Raw genomic sequence first — 16,653 nt, 5'->3', positions numbered from 1 at the left:
TGAGATATATTATTCTTTTCATTAAAACTAAGCGCCTTAGGGCCTTTGCGAGAAATGTGTTTTCACGCGAAATGGCGCAAAGACTCAAAAAATAAATTAACCCCGCACAGAGAACACGAAGTTATCTTACTGATTCCAGGAAGTAACTTTTATGGGTTCTGTAATTTTCACCCCACGTGATTTCCATTTTATCGTCCTGGTTTCCCCGGGAAGCATATCAAAATAATTGTCCTCAAAATCAACATCGGCATCCAAGGTTACCACCCTTGCCCATTTATCGGTTTTAACAGTAAGTTCTCCCTCATAACCATTGCCTTTTTGAGAGACCTTTAATTCATTTTCAGGATACTGAACCTCTTTGGGCAACCCGCTGGTCCAATAGCTCCTGTCATATCCCCCGGCATATTCGGCTTCGCAAACTAAAACTGCATCATTGCCCAATTTCTCTTTCATCTGGTTAACAGGAACCTCAAGTGCTACTTTACTGCTGTTTGCTGGCACAACTACATCAAGTTGTTTGCTCCATCTGGATTTCCCCTCAACGGGCTGTACACTTACCTTTACCTTAACTTTAACATCTTTAAATTCATCATTGCAAATCCACCACTTTATTGTTTTATCGCCAGGATCGCAAGCGGCAATGACCGGGCGGCCGGCAGATGCAAAAGCGTACCAACCGGCCTTCCTGTTTCCCCAATAATCAACCAGGCTCCATCCCACTGCCGGCCAACAATCATTGTACATCCAAAACAAAATGCCACTGGAATAAAACTTGTGTAAGCGGCTGCATTCCATCGATAAGCGGACGAAATCATACTGGGTATATTCAAGCTGGCTTATCCTTCTATCGGTATTCTGCGCTACTCCATACAAAGCAGAAGCAGATTTTTGCAAAAACCTGAATAAAGTCAATCCACCCCTTGAATAAGGATTATCCTTTGTGTGGAATTCAAACATCTCATTTGTCGATAAATCTTCGTCGTTCATGAACTTCAGCAGGCTTCGTTTGGAAGGTGACCCTGCCGTGGAACTTTCACTGGTAAAACGCCCTGTACTATTCCTGGCAATGATTTTCCGGTAATCTTTCAAGTCTCCAAACCTTACATCATCATTCATATAACCGGAAAGATGACAATCACCGTATTTAGAAGAATTGGTCGTCAAAGAATCTTCTCCATAAGGGGAAGTAGGCGTAAATTTACGGGAAGGATCCATCTTAGCAAGAAGAGGAGCGGTTAAGGTCTGCTGAAGCCGTTTACACGACCAGGTATCTGAAGGTTTGCGCCCCAATCCCAGTTCATTGTCCCCACACCAAAATACCAGGCTGGGATTATTCCTTAAACGCTTAATATTCGCCGTAAATTCTTTGGTCAACAATGTCCTGAAATCCTGGTCATCTTCGGGATAACGGGCACAGGCCAGCAAAAAATCCTGGGAAACCATTATGCCCATCTGGTTGCAGGCATGCCAGAAAGCATCGGCTTCATAAATTCCTCCTCCCCAGGAACGCAGCATATTCATTCCGGCATCGTGAGCCTGTCTGATCAATAAATCATATTTTTCGCCGGTAATACGCGCAGGGAAAGGGTCCGCCGGTATCCAATTTCCCCCTTTAGCAAAAATCCTCTTCCCATTTACGATCAATGTAAATGATTTACCATGCCTGTCGGCATCAGGCAATTCTTCAACGGTAACAGTCCGAATCCCTGTCTCTACCGTGTACCTGTGAAGTTCTTCACCGGCTTTATTCATCAAAATGGCAGTTACCTGGTATAAAGGATGTTCTCCAGACCCGTTAGGCCACCATAACTGAGGATGATGAACCGAAACATCAAATTTCATTTCAGGATTATTCACTGCTGAGGTTTGTTCCCAGGCAATTTTCCCTTTTGGATCCAACAATTGCAACTTCAGGCTAAGATCAGACTTTTGGTAATCAATTGTTTTAACTGCAAGCTCCATTTCTGCTTCATTGGCAGTTATGGATTTGGTGTAGGCAAATACATCTTCCACCCTGGCTACAGGATAAGAAGCAATACGGCAGGATTTCCAAATACCGGCCGTAATAAACCGGTTTACCCAATCCCAGCCAAAAGTACATTGCATACGGCGCACGTACGAACGCATATAATCTCCAAAAGCACCCGTATATAATTTCAACTTAGCCTTATCTCCAACCATACTTTCAATTGGAAGGAAACGAACCTCAAGTACGTTATTCTGAGGCATCAACCAATCCCCGCTCACATCAAATTCATAAGGCAGAAACATATCTTCGGTATTCCCAAGTTTACGCCCATTGATAAAGATTTCGGCATAAGTATCAAGTCCGTCAAACTGAAGGATAAGCTTATGCTGAAGAAAATCTGCAGGCAGGTTAAAAGTTTTTTTGTATCGCCATTCCCAATGTTCCGGCCACTGGCATTGTTCAGCGTTGTCCCGCCAAAATGGATCCGGAATAAATCCGGCCTTTAGAAGATCCTGATGCACCTGTCCGGGCACTGCAGCCTTAAGCTTAATATATTTAGATTTATCCGGGTTATATCCTGTAAGTTCCCAACTGCCGTCCAAGCTGTAAAATGTAGATTTATCTATCGGAATAGCCGACTCCTGCCCCATTAACGGATAAACGACCAACATGCTGAGAGAAAAAATAATCCATTTTATTTTCATTATTTTCTATATTTAAAAAGGTATAAAAGAGAAACCTTAAAGTCCGGTTTTACACTCTATTTTGTTGATTCCGGGTACAATTTTTATTTTTTTATTTTTCCAGATAAATTGGCCGTTTAAATTTTCAGGCAACGATACCGTTCCTTTAACAAGGGTTGAATTTTTCTCTAAATTCACTTCAATAAATCCTGATTTATAAGGTACCCTCCCATGTATTTTATTGGCCATACCCAGGTGAGGCTCAATGCGTACAGATTTGAAGCCTGGCCCGGCAGGCACAATTCCACAAACAGTTGCCAACAGGTCATAATTAGGACTGGCGCTCCAGGCATGACAATCGGAACGGGTAGGTTCGGGTGTCTCAGAAAAGGTGGTCAATCCCATATCAATCATATTTTGCCAGGGGGTCAACATTGAAAGATAACGATCACCCAGGCCTGCTTTTTTCATGGCTTGAATGAGATAATACTTAAAATAAAAAGTAGTCTGGATTAAGGAAGTATCGCTATTCAACTTTTCAAACAAGGGTTGCTGCATTTTGGAAGGAAGGGCGTCTGAAAGAATGGCCAGGATGTTGGCATGCTGGCTATAAGCTGAGTGTTTGATATCATCACTGAATAATTGTCTGGCAGGATCCCAACAAAGCTTGTTTGTACTTTTAATTAAATTCTGGTACAATGTTTTGTATTTCTTGGCCAGTTCAGGTTCTCCAAAAGAATTTAAAAGATCAACGGCATCCTTAAGCGTGTATGCAAATTGTAAGGTCATTACAGAAGAACCGCCTTCTGAGCCATAAGAAGGGACACCTGCTTTCCACTGATTTGCCCAATCAACAAAATTCCAATAAGGTATTGGCCCCAACATTCCTGTTGACGGATCCACCTTAGATGCAAACCATTCAAGTACCGTTTTAATTCCGGGGATACATTCACGGATAAACTGTTGATCATCCCTGAACATCCAAAAATCGTGAACCATATTCACCCAAAACATAGAATAGGGAGGAATATACTGTATAAAACGGCTGGGATAGCGGCTGGTTGTAATACCTTCATAAGATCTGGACCAGTCAAAAATTTTGATCGCTTTCCGCATCAAACGGTCGTCGCCATCAACATAAAGTGAAATCAATGCCTGAATACGGGTATCCCCGATATACTGCAACTGTTCATAATAAGGGCAATCAAAATACGTTTCATGGGCACACAACCGGGCAGTCCTCCAACCTACAGTCCAGATTTTATCAATTCCGGCCACATCGGTTTTAAAAAAGCCATTTTCTTTAAAGGGATAAGCGGTATACTTTCCATAAAAATCCTGAACAGTCAATGAATCATTACCGGTTTGAATATCAACCTGGATGTAACGATAAGTTTTGAACCATAATGTGCTAAAAAGCCTGTCTTTTCCACCATCCGGAAAGAACTGATCATAATATCCATCAATTTTCTTTCCTTCAATATCATCCCTGTTCCCTTTTTGCCCATTTTTATATAAAGCTTCACTGTAAGTAATTTTAACCGAACTTCCCTTGCCATTGCTAATTAACATTTCCGGATAAGCCGTGGTAAGGAATTTCTGGTCGATTAAAAACGATATTTTCTGATGAGGAGGAACAATAAGCGGGGACGAACCTTCCAAAAACAGGGGAGAAACAGTAATACCCTCAGATCTTCTAACTGAGGCCATACGTTGAATGGATTCTTCCATCATGGGAATATCGCGGGGTAAAAGGACACGATCAACCCGGTCGCCAAAGCCGTAGGGCTGCCCCCTTTCCATTACACGAGCCTCAGCCCATTTCCCATCATCGTATAAGGTTTTCTCCCAACCCCATGGGTATTTAAGTCCATTGATAATATCATTACAACCTGAATAATAACGACGATCAACAGAAGGAGAATAAGCCGTATCACATAATACCTTCCAACCCTTATTCGTATTGACAACCTTTTCCTGACCTGAATTGCCCTGAACAATCAGTCCGGTGCGTAAAGTCATTTGCGCTACCGGGGGATTTTCTCCTAAATTCCACACGAGTACTGCAAGGGTATTGTTCCCTTTCTTCAAGTAAGGAGCAATATCAAAGGTTTCAAAATACCAGTGAGCAATATCCCCGCGTTCAGGGCCACAACCAATATCCTGCCCGTTAATAAACAAGCGATAGCGGTTATCCGCAGAAACATTAATGACAAAAGAAGAAGGAATATCCTTCAAAAAGAAAGATTTGCGGAAATGATATACCCCGTAATCATAGACAGATTTACCCGGACAGCATATCCAGGAAGCCTCCCACTGGTTCTTTAACCACTTTGAAGAAGGTTCTGCACCATATACCTGGTAAACTGAAAAAAACATAAGGAATAATGCCAGTTTCAAACTAATTAATAGTCTTTTCATTTTTTATTAGTGATGATTATAATATAACAGATAGTTTTTATTTATTAAGCGTCATAGATAAAACAACACTAAACTAATAAAATAATCCTTGTTGTATGATTAAAATTTCAATATAACCTAAAGATCCTTCGCTTCATTTCATTACGCTCAAAAGGATCTTTATATTTTCCCGGGAAACTAATACTTTCTAATGAAGCTTTATAAATAATTTCTGTTAAGAGCTAAACGTGGAGCTGTCCAAAAAGTAGCTGTCCTTTAAAATCAATACTTCACAGCTTATTCATTATTATTTACAATCAAATATTTCATCAACAGAATTATATTATATTTGTATATAACTTTCTGTTGTACCGAAAAGAAGCTATGTTTCGATTAGAATCCTATAAAGCAGATATTGAGCAGAATTGGCTGGTCAGCCAATTCGAAAATTTTCAGTTCAATGAACCTTTTTCGGGAGATAAATTTGTCCCCCGCGCCGACATTGCCATTATCTTTCATTTCAAAGAAACGCCCCTGGTATTGAAAGAAAAAAACATAAAACTAAAACCTTTTTTTGCCACGCCAATTCTTTCCCGTTCATTAACATTACATTGCCAGGGAATGATGGATTCTTTTGTGGTTATATGCAAACCCACCGTATTTTCCCGTATTTTCAACATCAATTTGTCCACCAATTCCGAACAGATCATTAATCTGCCTGACCCCATTTTTTATCCGGTCTGGAAAGATCTTTCCGCCTTAAAATCTTTAGGGGAAAGGATCTCTTATTTCACCCGCTTTATTAATCAGGTTCAAAAAACAACCTATGTCCCCGATGCCATCGACCAACTCTACAACCAGATCATGGCAAAAGGAACAACAACCTTGCTGAAAGACCTCATGCTGGATTGTTGCGCATGTAAGCGTACTTTGGAACGGAACTTCTTAAGACGCACCGGCATCAGTTCCAAAACTTTAGTGAGGATTGCCAGATTAAATTATTTACTGCAAAAAATCAAGAACAAAAAAGTAGTCGATTACCAGGATTTGGTGGTGGTTGGTAATTATTTTGACCAGGCTCATTTTATCAATGACTTTAAAGATATTATCGGCGAAACTCCGGGTACTTTCCTGAAAAGGGACCTGCAGCTGACCCGGATGTTCTCAAATTGAAAATGTAAATTGTCGTTTTTTTACAATTAATATATTGTATTCCTCCTTTTTTTTGCTGTTAATTAATTATGTTATAAACATTTTCAACAGCAAAACCATCATGAAAAAGGAAATACTTCTAATCTGTCTGGCCGTATTTTTATATACCCGGGCATATTCTCAGTCCCTGTTCCAAAGAATAGGCGATCAGATAAAAGAAAAAACCGAGGAACAGGTTGAAGAACGTATAGAGAACCGTTCCGGAGAAGCCGTTGAAAAAAGCATGGATAAAGCAGAAGATGCCGTAAAGAAATCAGCCAAGAAAAATAAAAAACAGGCTTCTTCAACCAAAACTACCCAATCGGCAACCGAGGACACTCAAACTATAAACAAGGAAACAGAGGAAGGGAACCCGACTCAATCCACCCAACCCAAATTAGAATCTTATTCCAAATATGACTTTGTCCCCGGAGATAAAATTCTTTATTATGAGGATTTTTCTCAGGATGCCATAGGAGATTTTCCTGCTTTATGGACTACCAATGGCGGAGGAGAAGTAAAAACGATCAATATTGCGCCCGGCCATTGGTTTCACATGAATAAGGAGGATGCTGTTTATTGTTATACAAAAAAGATAGCTTTCCCCGAAAATTTCATCATGGAATTTGATGTCATACCCGATGGGGATTTTTCCAACGGCTATGCGCTGACTTTTTATGAAGACAAGGGGAATGCCGAATTAACCGATGATCTGTTTCCCGGGCAAAAGGGATTGCATGTTTCATTCGAAGAAGGCCGTTGGTACACCAAAGGATACAATAACAGCCTTGATATAGGCGGTTGGCTTGAAGGTGAATCTTCAACAAATCCTGTGGTTGTAAAACAAGTTAACCATGTTATTATTTGGGTGCAAAATCGCAGACTTCGTATCTATCATAAAGGGGCAAAAGTATTAGACATGCCAACCAATATTCATGCAGGAACCAAATTTAACCGTATTCGTTTTAGCGGATGGAGTACCCATAGTACACCTTATGTAACGAACCTGAAAATCACCACGGCAGCGCCCGATACACGGAGCAAACTGATTACCGAAGGGAAGCTGGTATGCTACGGGATCTACTTTGATGTCAATAAGGACGAAGTAAAAGCCGAATCTTACGGGACTTTAAATGACATTGCAAAGGTATTAAAGGAAAATCCTGATGTACGGATTAAAATTGTAGGCCATACCGACAGCGACGGGGATAATGCAAAAAATCTCGATCTGTCAAAACGCAGGGCTGCATCAGTTAAAAAGGCACTTTCCGGGGAATTCGGGATCAGTGAAAACAGGATTCAAACAGACGGAAAAGGTGAATCGGAACCCATTTCCCCGAATACAACCACAGAAGGCAAATCAAAGAACCGGCGTGTGGAATTTATAAAAATCTAAAAAACAGAAAATAATGAAAGCATATAAATTTTATATTCTCTGTGCAGCGGCTCTGCTTTTAAAGGCAGCAGCCGTAAAATCACAATCCACCCCCGAAGCTTTTCTGGGACAACTTCCTCCCGTTCCCAACCATGTATGTAGTACGGATTCAGCTGTGGTTAACCACTTCAAAAATCAGGTTAACAAAATAATATCTGACTTGAAGGAAGTAGCCGACCGGATTAGTGCCGAAAGGCAACCTGCTTTTAATAAAGCCGTAGCTGCCCAGGCCGGTTTAAGCATGAACGATATGAATCAACTTAAGGACGAAAATATCAGCGAAGAGCAGGCACATAAAATAGCCAACAAATCGCTTGGCAACCAATACAACCTGTCGATGGAGGAACTTTCGAAGGTCGCCAATATGAGTGAAGAAGAACAGCAGAAATGGGCACAGCAATATGCCAACCAGCAAATGCAAAAAGCACAGAAAAATCCACAGGCAACTTTAAAAAAGCAGGATAAAGATGAACGGTTGTTTGAGCTGGCAAAAGAGCAGAAAGTTATTTCGGAACGTATGCAAAGTTTAGGAACAAAGGAGTATAAACTGCATCAAAACATTGAATTACAAGACACAACCCTGAAACAAAAACTGACTTTAAAAGCCAAACCTTTAGAAAGCCAGATTTGTTCCGGGATATGCACTCCTGCAGAGATTGCTCGGTCGAAAGCTGCTGAAAAACAACTTTACAATCTGAACTTTCAGTATTGTGAGGAAATGTCTACCTTAGAAGTCAACTATATCTCACAATACCTTAGCGACCTAAAAATGCTCCTGCCCGATTACCGGAGACTCGAAGAGATTGAGAACGAAATGTCGAAACTGCAACACCAAACATCCTTACCTGTAAAGGACCTGTATTGTTTCGATGCTGTCGATAAATATGCCCATACTTTATCTTCTGCTTATGATTACTGGGTTGGAAAATCCAATCAATATTCCAACGTATTCATCTATTAATGCAGAAAATCCGGCTGGTGAAAATGGGAAATTGGTTTTTTCATTTATTGTTTTTATTAGCATTATGTCCGTTTGCTCAAGCCCAGGATAGTTTTGAACCCCTTCATGGCCTTACGGGATACGATTATAACATCAAAGGCGAACTTGAACTTTCCTTCACCCATTCGATAGATTTTAAAAACGGGACGAAATCAGAGGAAACGTATCGCATAAAATCACCTGTACTGTTATCGTTTAACTTGAATGACCTGAAATTTTTTAAGGCACAACCCAAAGAATTTACCGGTTATGCAGAAAATCAATATGATGCCTATTCCGGGTATTCAGGAGGCGGCTTGGTAGACATCCCGGATGGCGGTTTCCGGGAAGAAGAAAATTGGATGCAGGTTGAGAAACATGCAAAGTGGTGGGAAAATGGAGGATTGACAGAAATTAACGCTCATGGAGAAATATATCCGGTTCTAAAAGTATATTTTTCCATTCCTGATTTCCCTGAAAAATACACAAAGGGATTGGATCAGCTTCAATTTCGCGTTACCATCGCCGGCAGTTCCGATCCTCATTTTCATCCTGTGCGAAATGTCGTGGCGGACAACAATAACCAAAATTTAAATTCGACTGGAACAAAAACAGAGTTGATTGATGAAGAAACACTGAATAAACTGGAACTTGCAGATCCGGCAGCAGCTGTCGAAATGAAAAAAGCTGCAGGACTACTGCAGACCTCCTCTCCCGGACTTTCAGTAAATGTGAGTTGTGGATCGTTTTATGGGCAGGATCTTGCAAATGCTTTAATGGCAAACAACCTATTGGAAGCTGATAAAGCTAAAAAACAGGCGTTTGAAAGCCAGTTTGAGCAAGCGTATTTTAAAAATATGCCTCATATCAACGTCATGAAATTGGTTAATTTCTTGATCAAACCTGTAGGGAACTATGTAACGCCCATTTCCGGCACTTTTTATTCCGATTCCGAATCTGGTTCAGAAAAAGCCACATACAACGGTTCCTTACGGTTATATGGAAGTCAGATTACTAAAAACAACTGAACAATTTTCTTATGCGCAGGAAATTTTATAAAGCTGGCTTCATTGCGGTATTCATCCTTCTTTTTTTCACAGACAATTTCGGGAAAAACTGTGAGCGAATGGTGAACATCTTTGACATCGCTGTTTGTGTTGCCAATCCTGATTCGCAGTTATACAACGCTAGCATTGGGTGTGTAAATCAGTTACTCTTAAATTCAAGAGACTCAAACGAATTTTTTTCGCTTGATTTTCAGCCGATTCGAATTCTTCAGTCTCCAGCCTCTCAAGTTCTGACCGGCCCCGGCCAAAGCTCCGGCGATTATCTGGTCTGGGGCGAACTGAAACCAACAGAAACAGGAAGATATCCCATAACGGTATATCTTTTTGCTTCTAATACACGGCAACTTTTGGCTAAGGGAAATTCTACGTTCGAATATCTTTCTGAAGTCGAAAGTACAGGAATGACGGTTGCACTTTCAATTGGCTTTGACGGAGAAAAATCACGCCCAATGATTGACATAATTACTGAATTTGAGAAAAAATAAAAAAGTAAGATGACAGGAAAGCAATTTGCCCGAAGCTGGTTTGTCTGAATAAAAATTCGGTCATTGAAATAAAAGCATCGACAAAAACCGGAAACCCAACAATCGCAAATCCTGAAACATCAGGGTCAGAATCGCAGATATTTACTAATATTTGCTAATCCTAAGGGCGTTTTCACAATTTCAATAAGCAGAAGCTATATAAAACGTAATTATAGAGAAAAAGTGACTAAGGTAAATGTAAAGTTGAGGATATGGCCCAAAGAACAGGAATTCAATCTATAAGGATTTAATCGTTTGATGTTTATAAAAAATGAAAACTAAACGGTCAATAAGTTTATTATTCAGTCTGATACTTTCAGTTTTTTTACTTCAGGCTCAGGTACCACCTGAAATTTCCCGCATCATAAAAAAGATGCAATCAGGCACTACAATTACCGAAGCAGAACAAAAAGCACTGGAAGATTATGGACAGAAAATGCAGAACAAGTATGGGAATGGAACGAAAAGTTACCAAACAAAAAAAGCAACATCTCTACGCGTTAAAAAAACTGCTACTGCAGAGATTCCCTCAAGTCTTCCGGTTTTAAACCGGGAAAGCTACATTAAACTTGCCCGTTCGCTGATGCAAAGTTCCGGCACAAAATCAGGCGATCTTCCTAAACTGAACGAATTGCTTGCAAAAACAGAAAAAACAACTGAAGGCGCCGATTATGGGGCCATATTCATGATGGAAGGTGCCGGATCAGCCAGTATTTATACCTGCGCCTGGAGTGCAGTCCGAAATCCCGTTGATATTCTCACCGCCAACAACCTGGCTGTGGCATTGAAAAATGCAGGCGATTATTCAAAAGCCTTGCAGATATTGAAGTATGCCAATACCCTCAAACCGGGAATCGGATTGATTTTGTCCAACACAGGCTGGGTTTATTACGAGGCCGGAAAATATGAAAAAGCAGAAATTGAATTTAATAACGCCCTGAAGGTTGCCCCCGAAATGACCTCTCCTTACCTGGGACTTGGATTGATCGCCAGTCGGAAGGGGAATAATCTTAAAGCCAAAGAATATCTCCACAAGGCATTAAGCCAAAGATATTCGTTTGCAGGAGTCAAAGCCTACCAAAAAGCACAGGAAAGTTCTTCTTCCGGTAACCAGACAGATGAGAAACCGCTTTCAGGCGAAAGAGAAAACACGGGCGATTACAATGTGCCTGAAATTCCAGTTTATGAGCAGCCCCAGAAAATGGCTCCGCAAGAACAGGTAATCCGGAATTACGTTACCGGGATCAGTTCACGACTCGATCAGGTAACTGAAAAAATGGAATCGCTTTCAGAACTGATAAAAACACAACAGGAACGGGCAATGCACAATCCGGACAATTCGATAGTTTACAACCGCGATTTTTCCAAAGAAACTATGATGCTTGATGATATTGACTTGTTGCTTTGGGGTGAATCCGGTAATTTTGGTCAGGCTGTACGGAAATCTTCGGAATTTACAAAAAACGCGCAGAAACTCATGGAGCAGAACAATGATGCTATGTCTCCGCTTATAGAGAGAAATCTGCAATTGGATAAAATATTAAATCCGATTTATGAAAAGATGATAGCCTGTATGGGCAATGATGCTTGCGTAAAAAGACTGGCAAAGGAAGCCCAACCATTTGAAGCTGAGAAAAAACAAATCAACTTTAAACTATGCAAGTTGGGAAAGCAACAAATGGATATTTTACTTGCGGGCGGCTACAAATCTTTGTCAACTTTGCAAGCAGAATTAAAAAAAACGGTACCGGACTACTATGCTTTCACAAATCCGATACTCGAAAAAATTTATGCACCGGCTTTGAATGAATTTTACAATCTTCGCAGGGAAGCAAAAATTTTAGCAGAAGAAAAAGCATTGGCCTCCCAGGCTTTAGGATTGGCTGAAGATGCTATGAAGTATTATGAATTTCAGTGCATTGAACCTGAACCCCCGTCACCCTCCGATGCTGAAATAGAGGAGACTGGCAAGCCTGAGAAAAAGCCTGAAAATTGCCCGTTGGGCGATGGATTAAAGGGCGGACTGGGTACTTTCTCTTTTGAATTAACTTGTACCTATGTAAAGGTATCGGGAGGTGAAGGTATTTTAGCCTCGGCAAAAAGAGATTTTGTGAAACATGAGACCACTATTTGGGCGGGTGTGGGGGCCAAAGCCGAATACGGACATGGAAACCTCACCGGAGAGGCAACGGTTGGAGTCGAAGTTACAATAGGGCAAAATGCCGTAAAGGATGTAGGTTTTACAAGCAGCGTCAAAGCAGGCATTGGTGGATTAGCGGAAACAGAGGTAAGCGGCCGAATTGCCCTGGACAGCGGAGCAACTATAGATATGAATACAAATTTTTTACCATAAAGATCAACCATACAATCTAAACAGCTGATGAAACGAGCATATTTTTATAAAAACACAAATTCCTTTCAGAGAAAATCAAGGATTGCTGCAATATTATTGTTCCTGCTGCCAACCACGATGCTTGCCCAGCAACGCCCTCCTTTTTCAGAAAAGACAGTTGAAGTGGATGGCCGGACCTTTTTACCCTTCACCAAGGGAGAAGTCAGCATAAAAACAAGCGGCAGTTATAAACCAGTATTTGATAAAATCTGCTCAATCCTTACCTCCTGGGATTCCATTGCCCCGCCCCAGGGTATAAAAGTATCTTGTTCGGGATTTGATAAAACCCTTGATATCTATTTTTTACCCTACATGTTTGAAGAAGGCCTTAGATATCCCACAGAGGGTGGGCCAAAACTCAGCATTAGTGTGAATGATCCTCTTGAAATGGTTGGGTCTCCGATTGTACCCGGCATTTACCGTTGCCCGCAAAAAGTGGACTATTTCTATGGCTTTCCAATTTACCGGAATGATCACGGGGAAGTAACGATCGTGTATAAGAAGAAAATACCGTTTTTTATCCCCGTTTCCCAGGAAGAATTTCTGAAAGCTCTTATTGAAAATGAAGGAAAGAAAGACTACAAAGTCACCAATTCTGATTATCAGGCGACATTAAAGGAAATGGAAAAAGCTTACCAGAAATTACTGAAAACAGACCCGGAAACAGCTAAAGGTTTCAAACAGCAGATGGAGGAATTCAGGGCAGAAGTCAATAACAATGATTACGGCAGCCAGTCGCTTGATCCTGTAGCCTCGTTGAAGAAGGAACTTTCGGCATTAACGCCGGAAGAAAGGAAAAGACAGGCCTATTATGGAGGAGCCTCGGCAATGGAGGATTATCATAATGTTTCGGAGCTGGTCCCATATGAACATAGGGAAAACGGAGATGCATTGATCAGGATTAATCCGGCATTGATCAACGGTTCAAATGAAGTTCAGCTCCTTGTTATATACTGGTCGCTTGGAGGAAATAGCCAGAATATAGATAAACCGCGCTTTTACAATGACGGCCCGGAAGGATTCTTTTTGGCCGAATATCTGATGAGTAAATTATACGGCAAACAGGAGATCTGGTCCAACATTTTTCGACTTTGTGGAAAGATTTATTCGAAGTAATTTTAGTTTAAGAAACTAATGAATTGCACTGAACTTTTAATAACCTGTTAATCCTGTAAATCCTGTCTTATTAAAATCTTCAAATTCCGTATACACTTTGTTATGCATTATTAAAAATAAAAGCCTGCAAATCATACAATTTGCAGGCTTTTGATTAGGGCTGAAACCCATTTTGTCGGGGTACTTGGACTCGAACCAAGGACCACCTGCTCCCAAAGCAGGTACGCTAGCCAACTGCGCTACACCCCGTAATAAACTTTAAAAACCTAAGCGGAGAGGGGGGGATTCGAACCCCCGGTACCAGTTGCCCAGTACGACAGTTTAGCAAACTGTTGGTTTCAGCCACTCACCCACCTCTCCGGGTTTGTGCACTCTGCTTATCCCTTACTCTCTGTAAGGTCAAAATCCTTGCTTTCTAAATGTGTCTTTTGGAAAGCGAGTGACAAAAGTATAAAATTCATTTACATTCGCAAAATTAATCCCACGAAAATCAATCCGGAAATAAAAATTTATGGCTCCAGGGTGCTTAAAAAGCTTTATGCCATCGGTTTAAGCTTGAATTTTTTCTTTTTTACAAAGCCAAAACTTAAGTTTTTTTCAATACTGAACGCCTATTGCTACGCGAAAACCCAGCGAACATTTGGATTTCCAGCTGTCTAGGGCTTGACGGGAAGCACACTGCTGATAAACCGCCCCGTCTTCCCAGGACCCTCCTTTCACTATCCTCGAATCAGAACCTTTACAAATCAATTCATTTCGGATTTTCAACAATACCAGGTACTCCGTATAATAGGCCTGGTACAAGCCTTCAATTTTTGCAGTCAAAACCTTGTTATTCAGCCTGTCGAGCTTCACGCCCTGGTTCTTCAGCATTTCTGTTATGATTTCTAACTTTTCAGCCCTAGAAGGAAATGGATTCAGTTGTTCCTTCACATTAGCATAATAATTTGAAGTATCAGCCTGCTGATTAAGCGGAATATTTCCCCAAGACTGCGAACCGGCAGAATCGTCAACCCATTCGGATACATTGCCCGCCATATCGTATAATTTGAAAATATTCGGAGCAAAGGATTTTACTTTTGAAGTAAAAAGAAAATTATCCGAGACCAAAGTCTGTATGGTAATCCCATGCTGATCAACAACATTGCCCATATTGCACTTGTACTTCCCTTTCGATCCAACAAACTCAAGACCTTTCCAGGGATAAAACCTTTGCCCGTCATCATGATCCTTCCCTTTGGGCAGGGCTAATGCCGCATATTCCCATTCGGCTTCAGAAGGAAGGCGAAAAGATACAGAAATTGATTTTTTATGGCGGGCAGCCTCAGCCTTAAGCTGCACCGTCTTCCACTGGCAATAAGCCATTGCCTGATACCAGTTAATGCCCACTACCGGGAAATCCTTAAAAGCTGGGTCATTGAAATAAATCCGGCACATGCTTTCAAACTGAATAAAAGCAAAGGGATAACGGGTCCTTGACCAGCACAAGGTATCCGGATAAATACAAACCCCATGGTACACAAAAAGATTTGTGTTATACTCCTTTTTTGAAAACCCTCTGAAATTGCTTTCATCCTTCAAATAACAGAAAGAAGGATCTTCAGGGTGGGCACGAATGACCGAATCCCTTACCCACTTTACAAATTCCCCATATTCTGCATTAGTTACTTCATGGTTACAGATGTAAAAAGGATGGACTTCTACTCTGCGCGGATTGGGAATGTACAATAAATCCGAGTCTTCCGGATTGAACTGCGGACGGGATGCAGAAACCCGGCCCATGATAAATGTATCACCAGGAACATAAACCATATCCCTGAAATGTTGTAAGCCTTTAAAATCAACTGCCTTCCTTTCCTGTCCAAAAACAAGAAAGGATAGTGATATGAATAAAAATAAGGAAACTACTCTTTTCATGATTTGCCCAAAGTTGATTAAAACATTTTATTTACGCGGGTGCATACCAGAACTGAAATCCATCACGCAATTATACCGATAAACCGTGTGGGTAAATATGCCAACGCCCACACTATGAAATTCCGGGCTCAGGATATTATGCCTGTGGCCAAGCGAAGTGATTCCGTTGTCAATCAACAGGTCTGAAACAATATAACTGGCCTCTTCAAAACCATACGAACAATTTTCGCCATAAGCCAGGGTATCGGTACCCAGGTACTTCAACAGCCTTTTCTCAAAGGAAGTTCCGTTGGACGAATCATGGCCGGTACGTCCGGTGATCCCCATATCCCGGGCATGGAAAGCTGATGACCTGGCCAGCCTTTCGTCGGGATAAAGCAATGGCAGGTTTTTTATTTTGATTGCATCAGCTTTCAATGATTTCAGGTAGCGGTTGGACGGCAATATCTTAGGAGAATATATTGTATTCTGATATTTGATAAATTGTTCAACATAATAATCACAATAACGCCGGGCATCCATACGGGCCAGGTTAAGTTGCCGGATCACTTCTTTTTCGTCCCGGGACAAATAAGCAACATGGGCAGCCGTGTTGGCCCTTTCGTATTCTTCGGCAGTATAAGGACTTCCGGTCTGAGAAAAGACTGCTGCGGTCATCCGGAGAAATAAAATAAAAATAAGGCAGTATTTCATAAAATCAATTATATATCCAAAATCTTTTAATTATCTGTATATCAGATAGTTACAATATATAAATTTATAATTTTTATGGCAGGTATTTCCTGACAAATTCCACAATCTCCTCCATTGCTGCTTTTGCCTCTTTAAACATGGGCGATAACAAGGGATAACAATGGACCATGCCCTCCCCTGCCCTGAAAATTACCTCAACTCCGGCAGCTTGTGCTTTCCGGGCAAACTTTTCTCCGTCTTCATACAATTCGTCATCCACGCCCGAATTGATCAACAGAGGAGGTAAT

At 41.0% G+C, this 16,653-nt stretch carries 12 protein-coding genes and 2 tRNA genes; 7 read left to right on the top strand and 7 right to left on the bottom strand.

Annotation, left to right across the window (positions count from 1 at the left end; all coding sequences use genetic code 11):
- Window positions 1-126 precede the first annotated feature (126 nt).
- Both Q8907_03660 and Q8907_03655 read right to left on the bottom strand, forming a co-directional pair.
- On the bottom strand, window positions 127-2,673 hold the full coding sequence (locus Q8907_03660; GenBank protein MDP4273356.1) for a glycoside hydrolase family 2 protein: 2,547 nt from the start codon (window positions 2,671-2,673) through the stop codon (window positions 127-129).
- A gap of 36 nt (window positions 2,674-2,709) precedes the next feature.
- The gene (locus Q8907_03655) at window positions 2,710-5,073 is read right to left on the bottom strand and encodes an alpha-L-rhamnosidase N-terminal domain-containing protein (GenBank protein ID MDP4273355.1); all 2,364 of its coding nucleotides are present in this window, start codon (window positions 5,071-5,073) and stop codon (window positions 2,710-2,712) included.
- 363 nt (window positions 5,074-5,436) lie between these two features.
- Here Q8907_03655 and Q8907_03650 point away from each other — a divergent pair, with 363 nt between their 5' ends.
- The 7 genes from Q8907_03650 (at window position 5,437) to Q8907_03620 (ending at window position 13,756) form a co-directional block, all read left to right on the top strand.
- The gene (locus tag Q8907_03650) at window positions 5,437-6,225 is read left to right on the top strand and encodes a helix-turn-helix domain-containing protein (protein MDP4273354.1); all 789 of its coding nucleotides are present in this window, start codon (window positions 5,437-5,439) and stop codon (window positions 6,223-6,225) included.
- Window positions 6,226-6,325: 100 nt separating this feature from the next.
- Complete coding sequence (locus Q8907_03645) at window positions 6,326-7,639, top strand: OmpA family protein (GenBank protein MDP4273353.1); 1,314 nt, start codon at window positions 6,326-6,328, stop codon at window positions 7,637-7,639.
- 13 nt (window positions 7,640-7,652) lie between these two features.
- On the top strand, window positions 7,653-8,639 hold the full coding sequence (locus Q8907_03640; protein ID MDP4273352.1) for a hypothetical protein: 987 nt from the start codon (window positions 7,653-7,655) through the stop codon (window positions 8,637-8,639).
- Between the two features lie 23 nt (window positions 8,640-8,662).
- A complete protein-coding gene (locus Q8907_03635; protein MDP4273351.1) occupies window positions 8,663-9,685 on the top strand; it encodes a hypothetical protein in 1,023 nt (340 codons plus the stop codon).
- A 98-nt stretch (window positions 9,686-9,783) separates the two neighbouring features.
- Entirely contained in the window at window positions 9,784-10,209 is a 426-nt protein-coding gene (locus tag Q8907_03630) for a hypothetical protein (GenBank protein MDP4273350.1), read from the top strand.
- A 310-nt stretch (window positions 10,210-10,519) separates the two neighbouring features.
- Window positions 10,520-12,601: a tetratricopeptide repeat protein gene (locus Q8907_03625; GenBank protein MDP4273349.1), complete on the top strand. Its 2,082-nt coding sequence runs from the start codon at window positions 10,520-10,522 to the stop codon at window positions 12,599-12,601.
- A 27-nt stretch (window positions 12,602-12,628) separates the two neighbouring features.
- Complete coding sequence (locus tag Q8907_03620) at window positions 12,629-13,756, top strand: hypothetical protein (protein MDP4273348.1); 1,128 nt, start codon at window positions 12,629-12,631, stop codon at window positions 13,754-13,756.
- A gap of 175 nt (window positions 13,757-13,931) precedes the next feature.
- On the opposite strand, the gene Q8907_03615 is transcribed toward Q8907_03620, so the two are convergent.
- The 5 genes from Q8907_03615 to Q8907_03595 all read right to left on the bottom strand — a co-directional run.
- A tRNA-Pro gene (locus tag Q8907_03615) sits at window positions 13,932-14,005 on the bottom strand.
- Between the two features lie 22 nt (window positions 14,006-14,027).
- A tRNA-Ser gene (locus Q8907_03610) sits at window positions 14,028-14,116 on the bottom strand.
- Between the two features lie 237 nt (window positions 14,117-14,353).
- Complete coding sequence (locus tag Q8907_03605; GenBank protein ID MDP4273347.1) at window positions 14,354-15,673, bottom strand: SUMF1/EgtB/PvdO family nonheme iron enzyme; 1,320 nt, start codon at window positions 15,671-15,673, stop codon at window positions 14,354-14,356.
- Between the two features lie 27 nt (window positions 15,674-15,700).
- Complete coding sequence (locus Q8907_03600) at window positions 15,701-16,366, bottom strand: CAP domain-containing protein (protein ID MDP4273346.1); 666 nt, start codon at window positions 16,364-16,366, stop codon at window positions 15,701-15,703.
- 73 nt (window positions 16,367-16,439) lie between these two features.
- A partial coding sequence (locus Q8907_03595) for an alpha/beta hydrolase (GenBank protein ID MDP4273345.1) occupies window positions 16,440-16,653 on the bottom strand: 214 nt, incomplete at its 5' end.

This window comes from Bacteroidota bacterium, from assembly GCA_030706565.1.
Taxonomy (GTDB): Bacteria; Bacteroidota; Bacteroidia; order Bacteroidales; family JAUZOH01; genus JAUZOH01.
Note: the sequence above shows the minus strand (reverse complement) of the source record. Positions and strands in the feature narration are given on the sequence as shown.

What these genes read in the sequence shown, in the direction of transcription:
- Q8907_03640 (MDP4273352.1), top strand. Translation starts at nt 7,653, where the DNA reads ATGAAAGCATATAAATTTTATATTCTCTGTGCAGCGGCTCTGCTTTTA.
- Q8907_03625 (MDP4273349.1), top strand. Translation starts at nt 10,520, where the DNA reads ATGAAAACTAAACGGTCAATAAGTTTATTATTCAGTCTGATACTTTCA.
- Q8907_03600 (MDP4273346.1), bottom strand. Translation starts at nt 16,366, where the DNA reads ATGAAATACTGCCTTATTTTTATTTTATTTCTCCGGATGACCGCAGCA.
- Q8907_03635 (MDP4273351.1), top strand. Translation starts at nt 8,663, where the DNA reads ATGGGAAATTGGTTTTTTCATTTATTGTTTTTATTAGCATTATGTCCG.
- Q8907_03620 (MDP4273348.1), top strand. Translation starts at nt 12,629, where the DNA reads ATGAAACGAGCATATTTTTATAAAAACACAAATTCCTTTCAGAGAAAA.
- Q8907_03660 (MDP4273356.1), bottom strand. Translation starts at nt 2,673, where the DNA reads ATGAAAATAAAATGGATTATTTTTTCTCTCAGCATGTTGGTCGTTTAT.
- Q8907_03655 (MDP4273355.1), bottom strand. Translation starts at nt 5,073, where the DNA reads ATGAAAAGACTATTAATTAGTTTGAAACTGGCATTATTCCTTATGTTT.
- Q8907_03645 (MDP4273353.1), top strand. Translation starts at nt 6,326, where the DNA reads ATGAAAAAGGAAATACTTCTAATCTGTCTGGCCGTATTTTTATATACC.
- Q8907_03605 (MDP4273347.1), bottom strand. Translation starts at nt 15,673, where the DNA reads ATGAAAAGAGTAGTTTCCTTATTTTTATTCATATCACTATCCTTTCTT.
- Q8907_03630 (MDP4273350.1), top strand. Translation starts at nt 9,784, where the DNA reads ATGGTGAACATCTTTGACATCGCTGTTTGTGTTGCCAATCCTGATTCG.
- Q8907_03650 (MDP4273354.1), top strand. Translation starts at nt 5,437, where the DNA reads ATGTTTCGATTAGAATCCTATAAAGCAGATATTGAGCAGAATTGGCTG.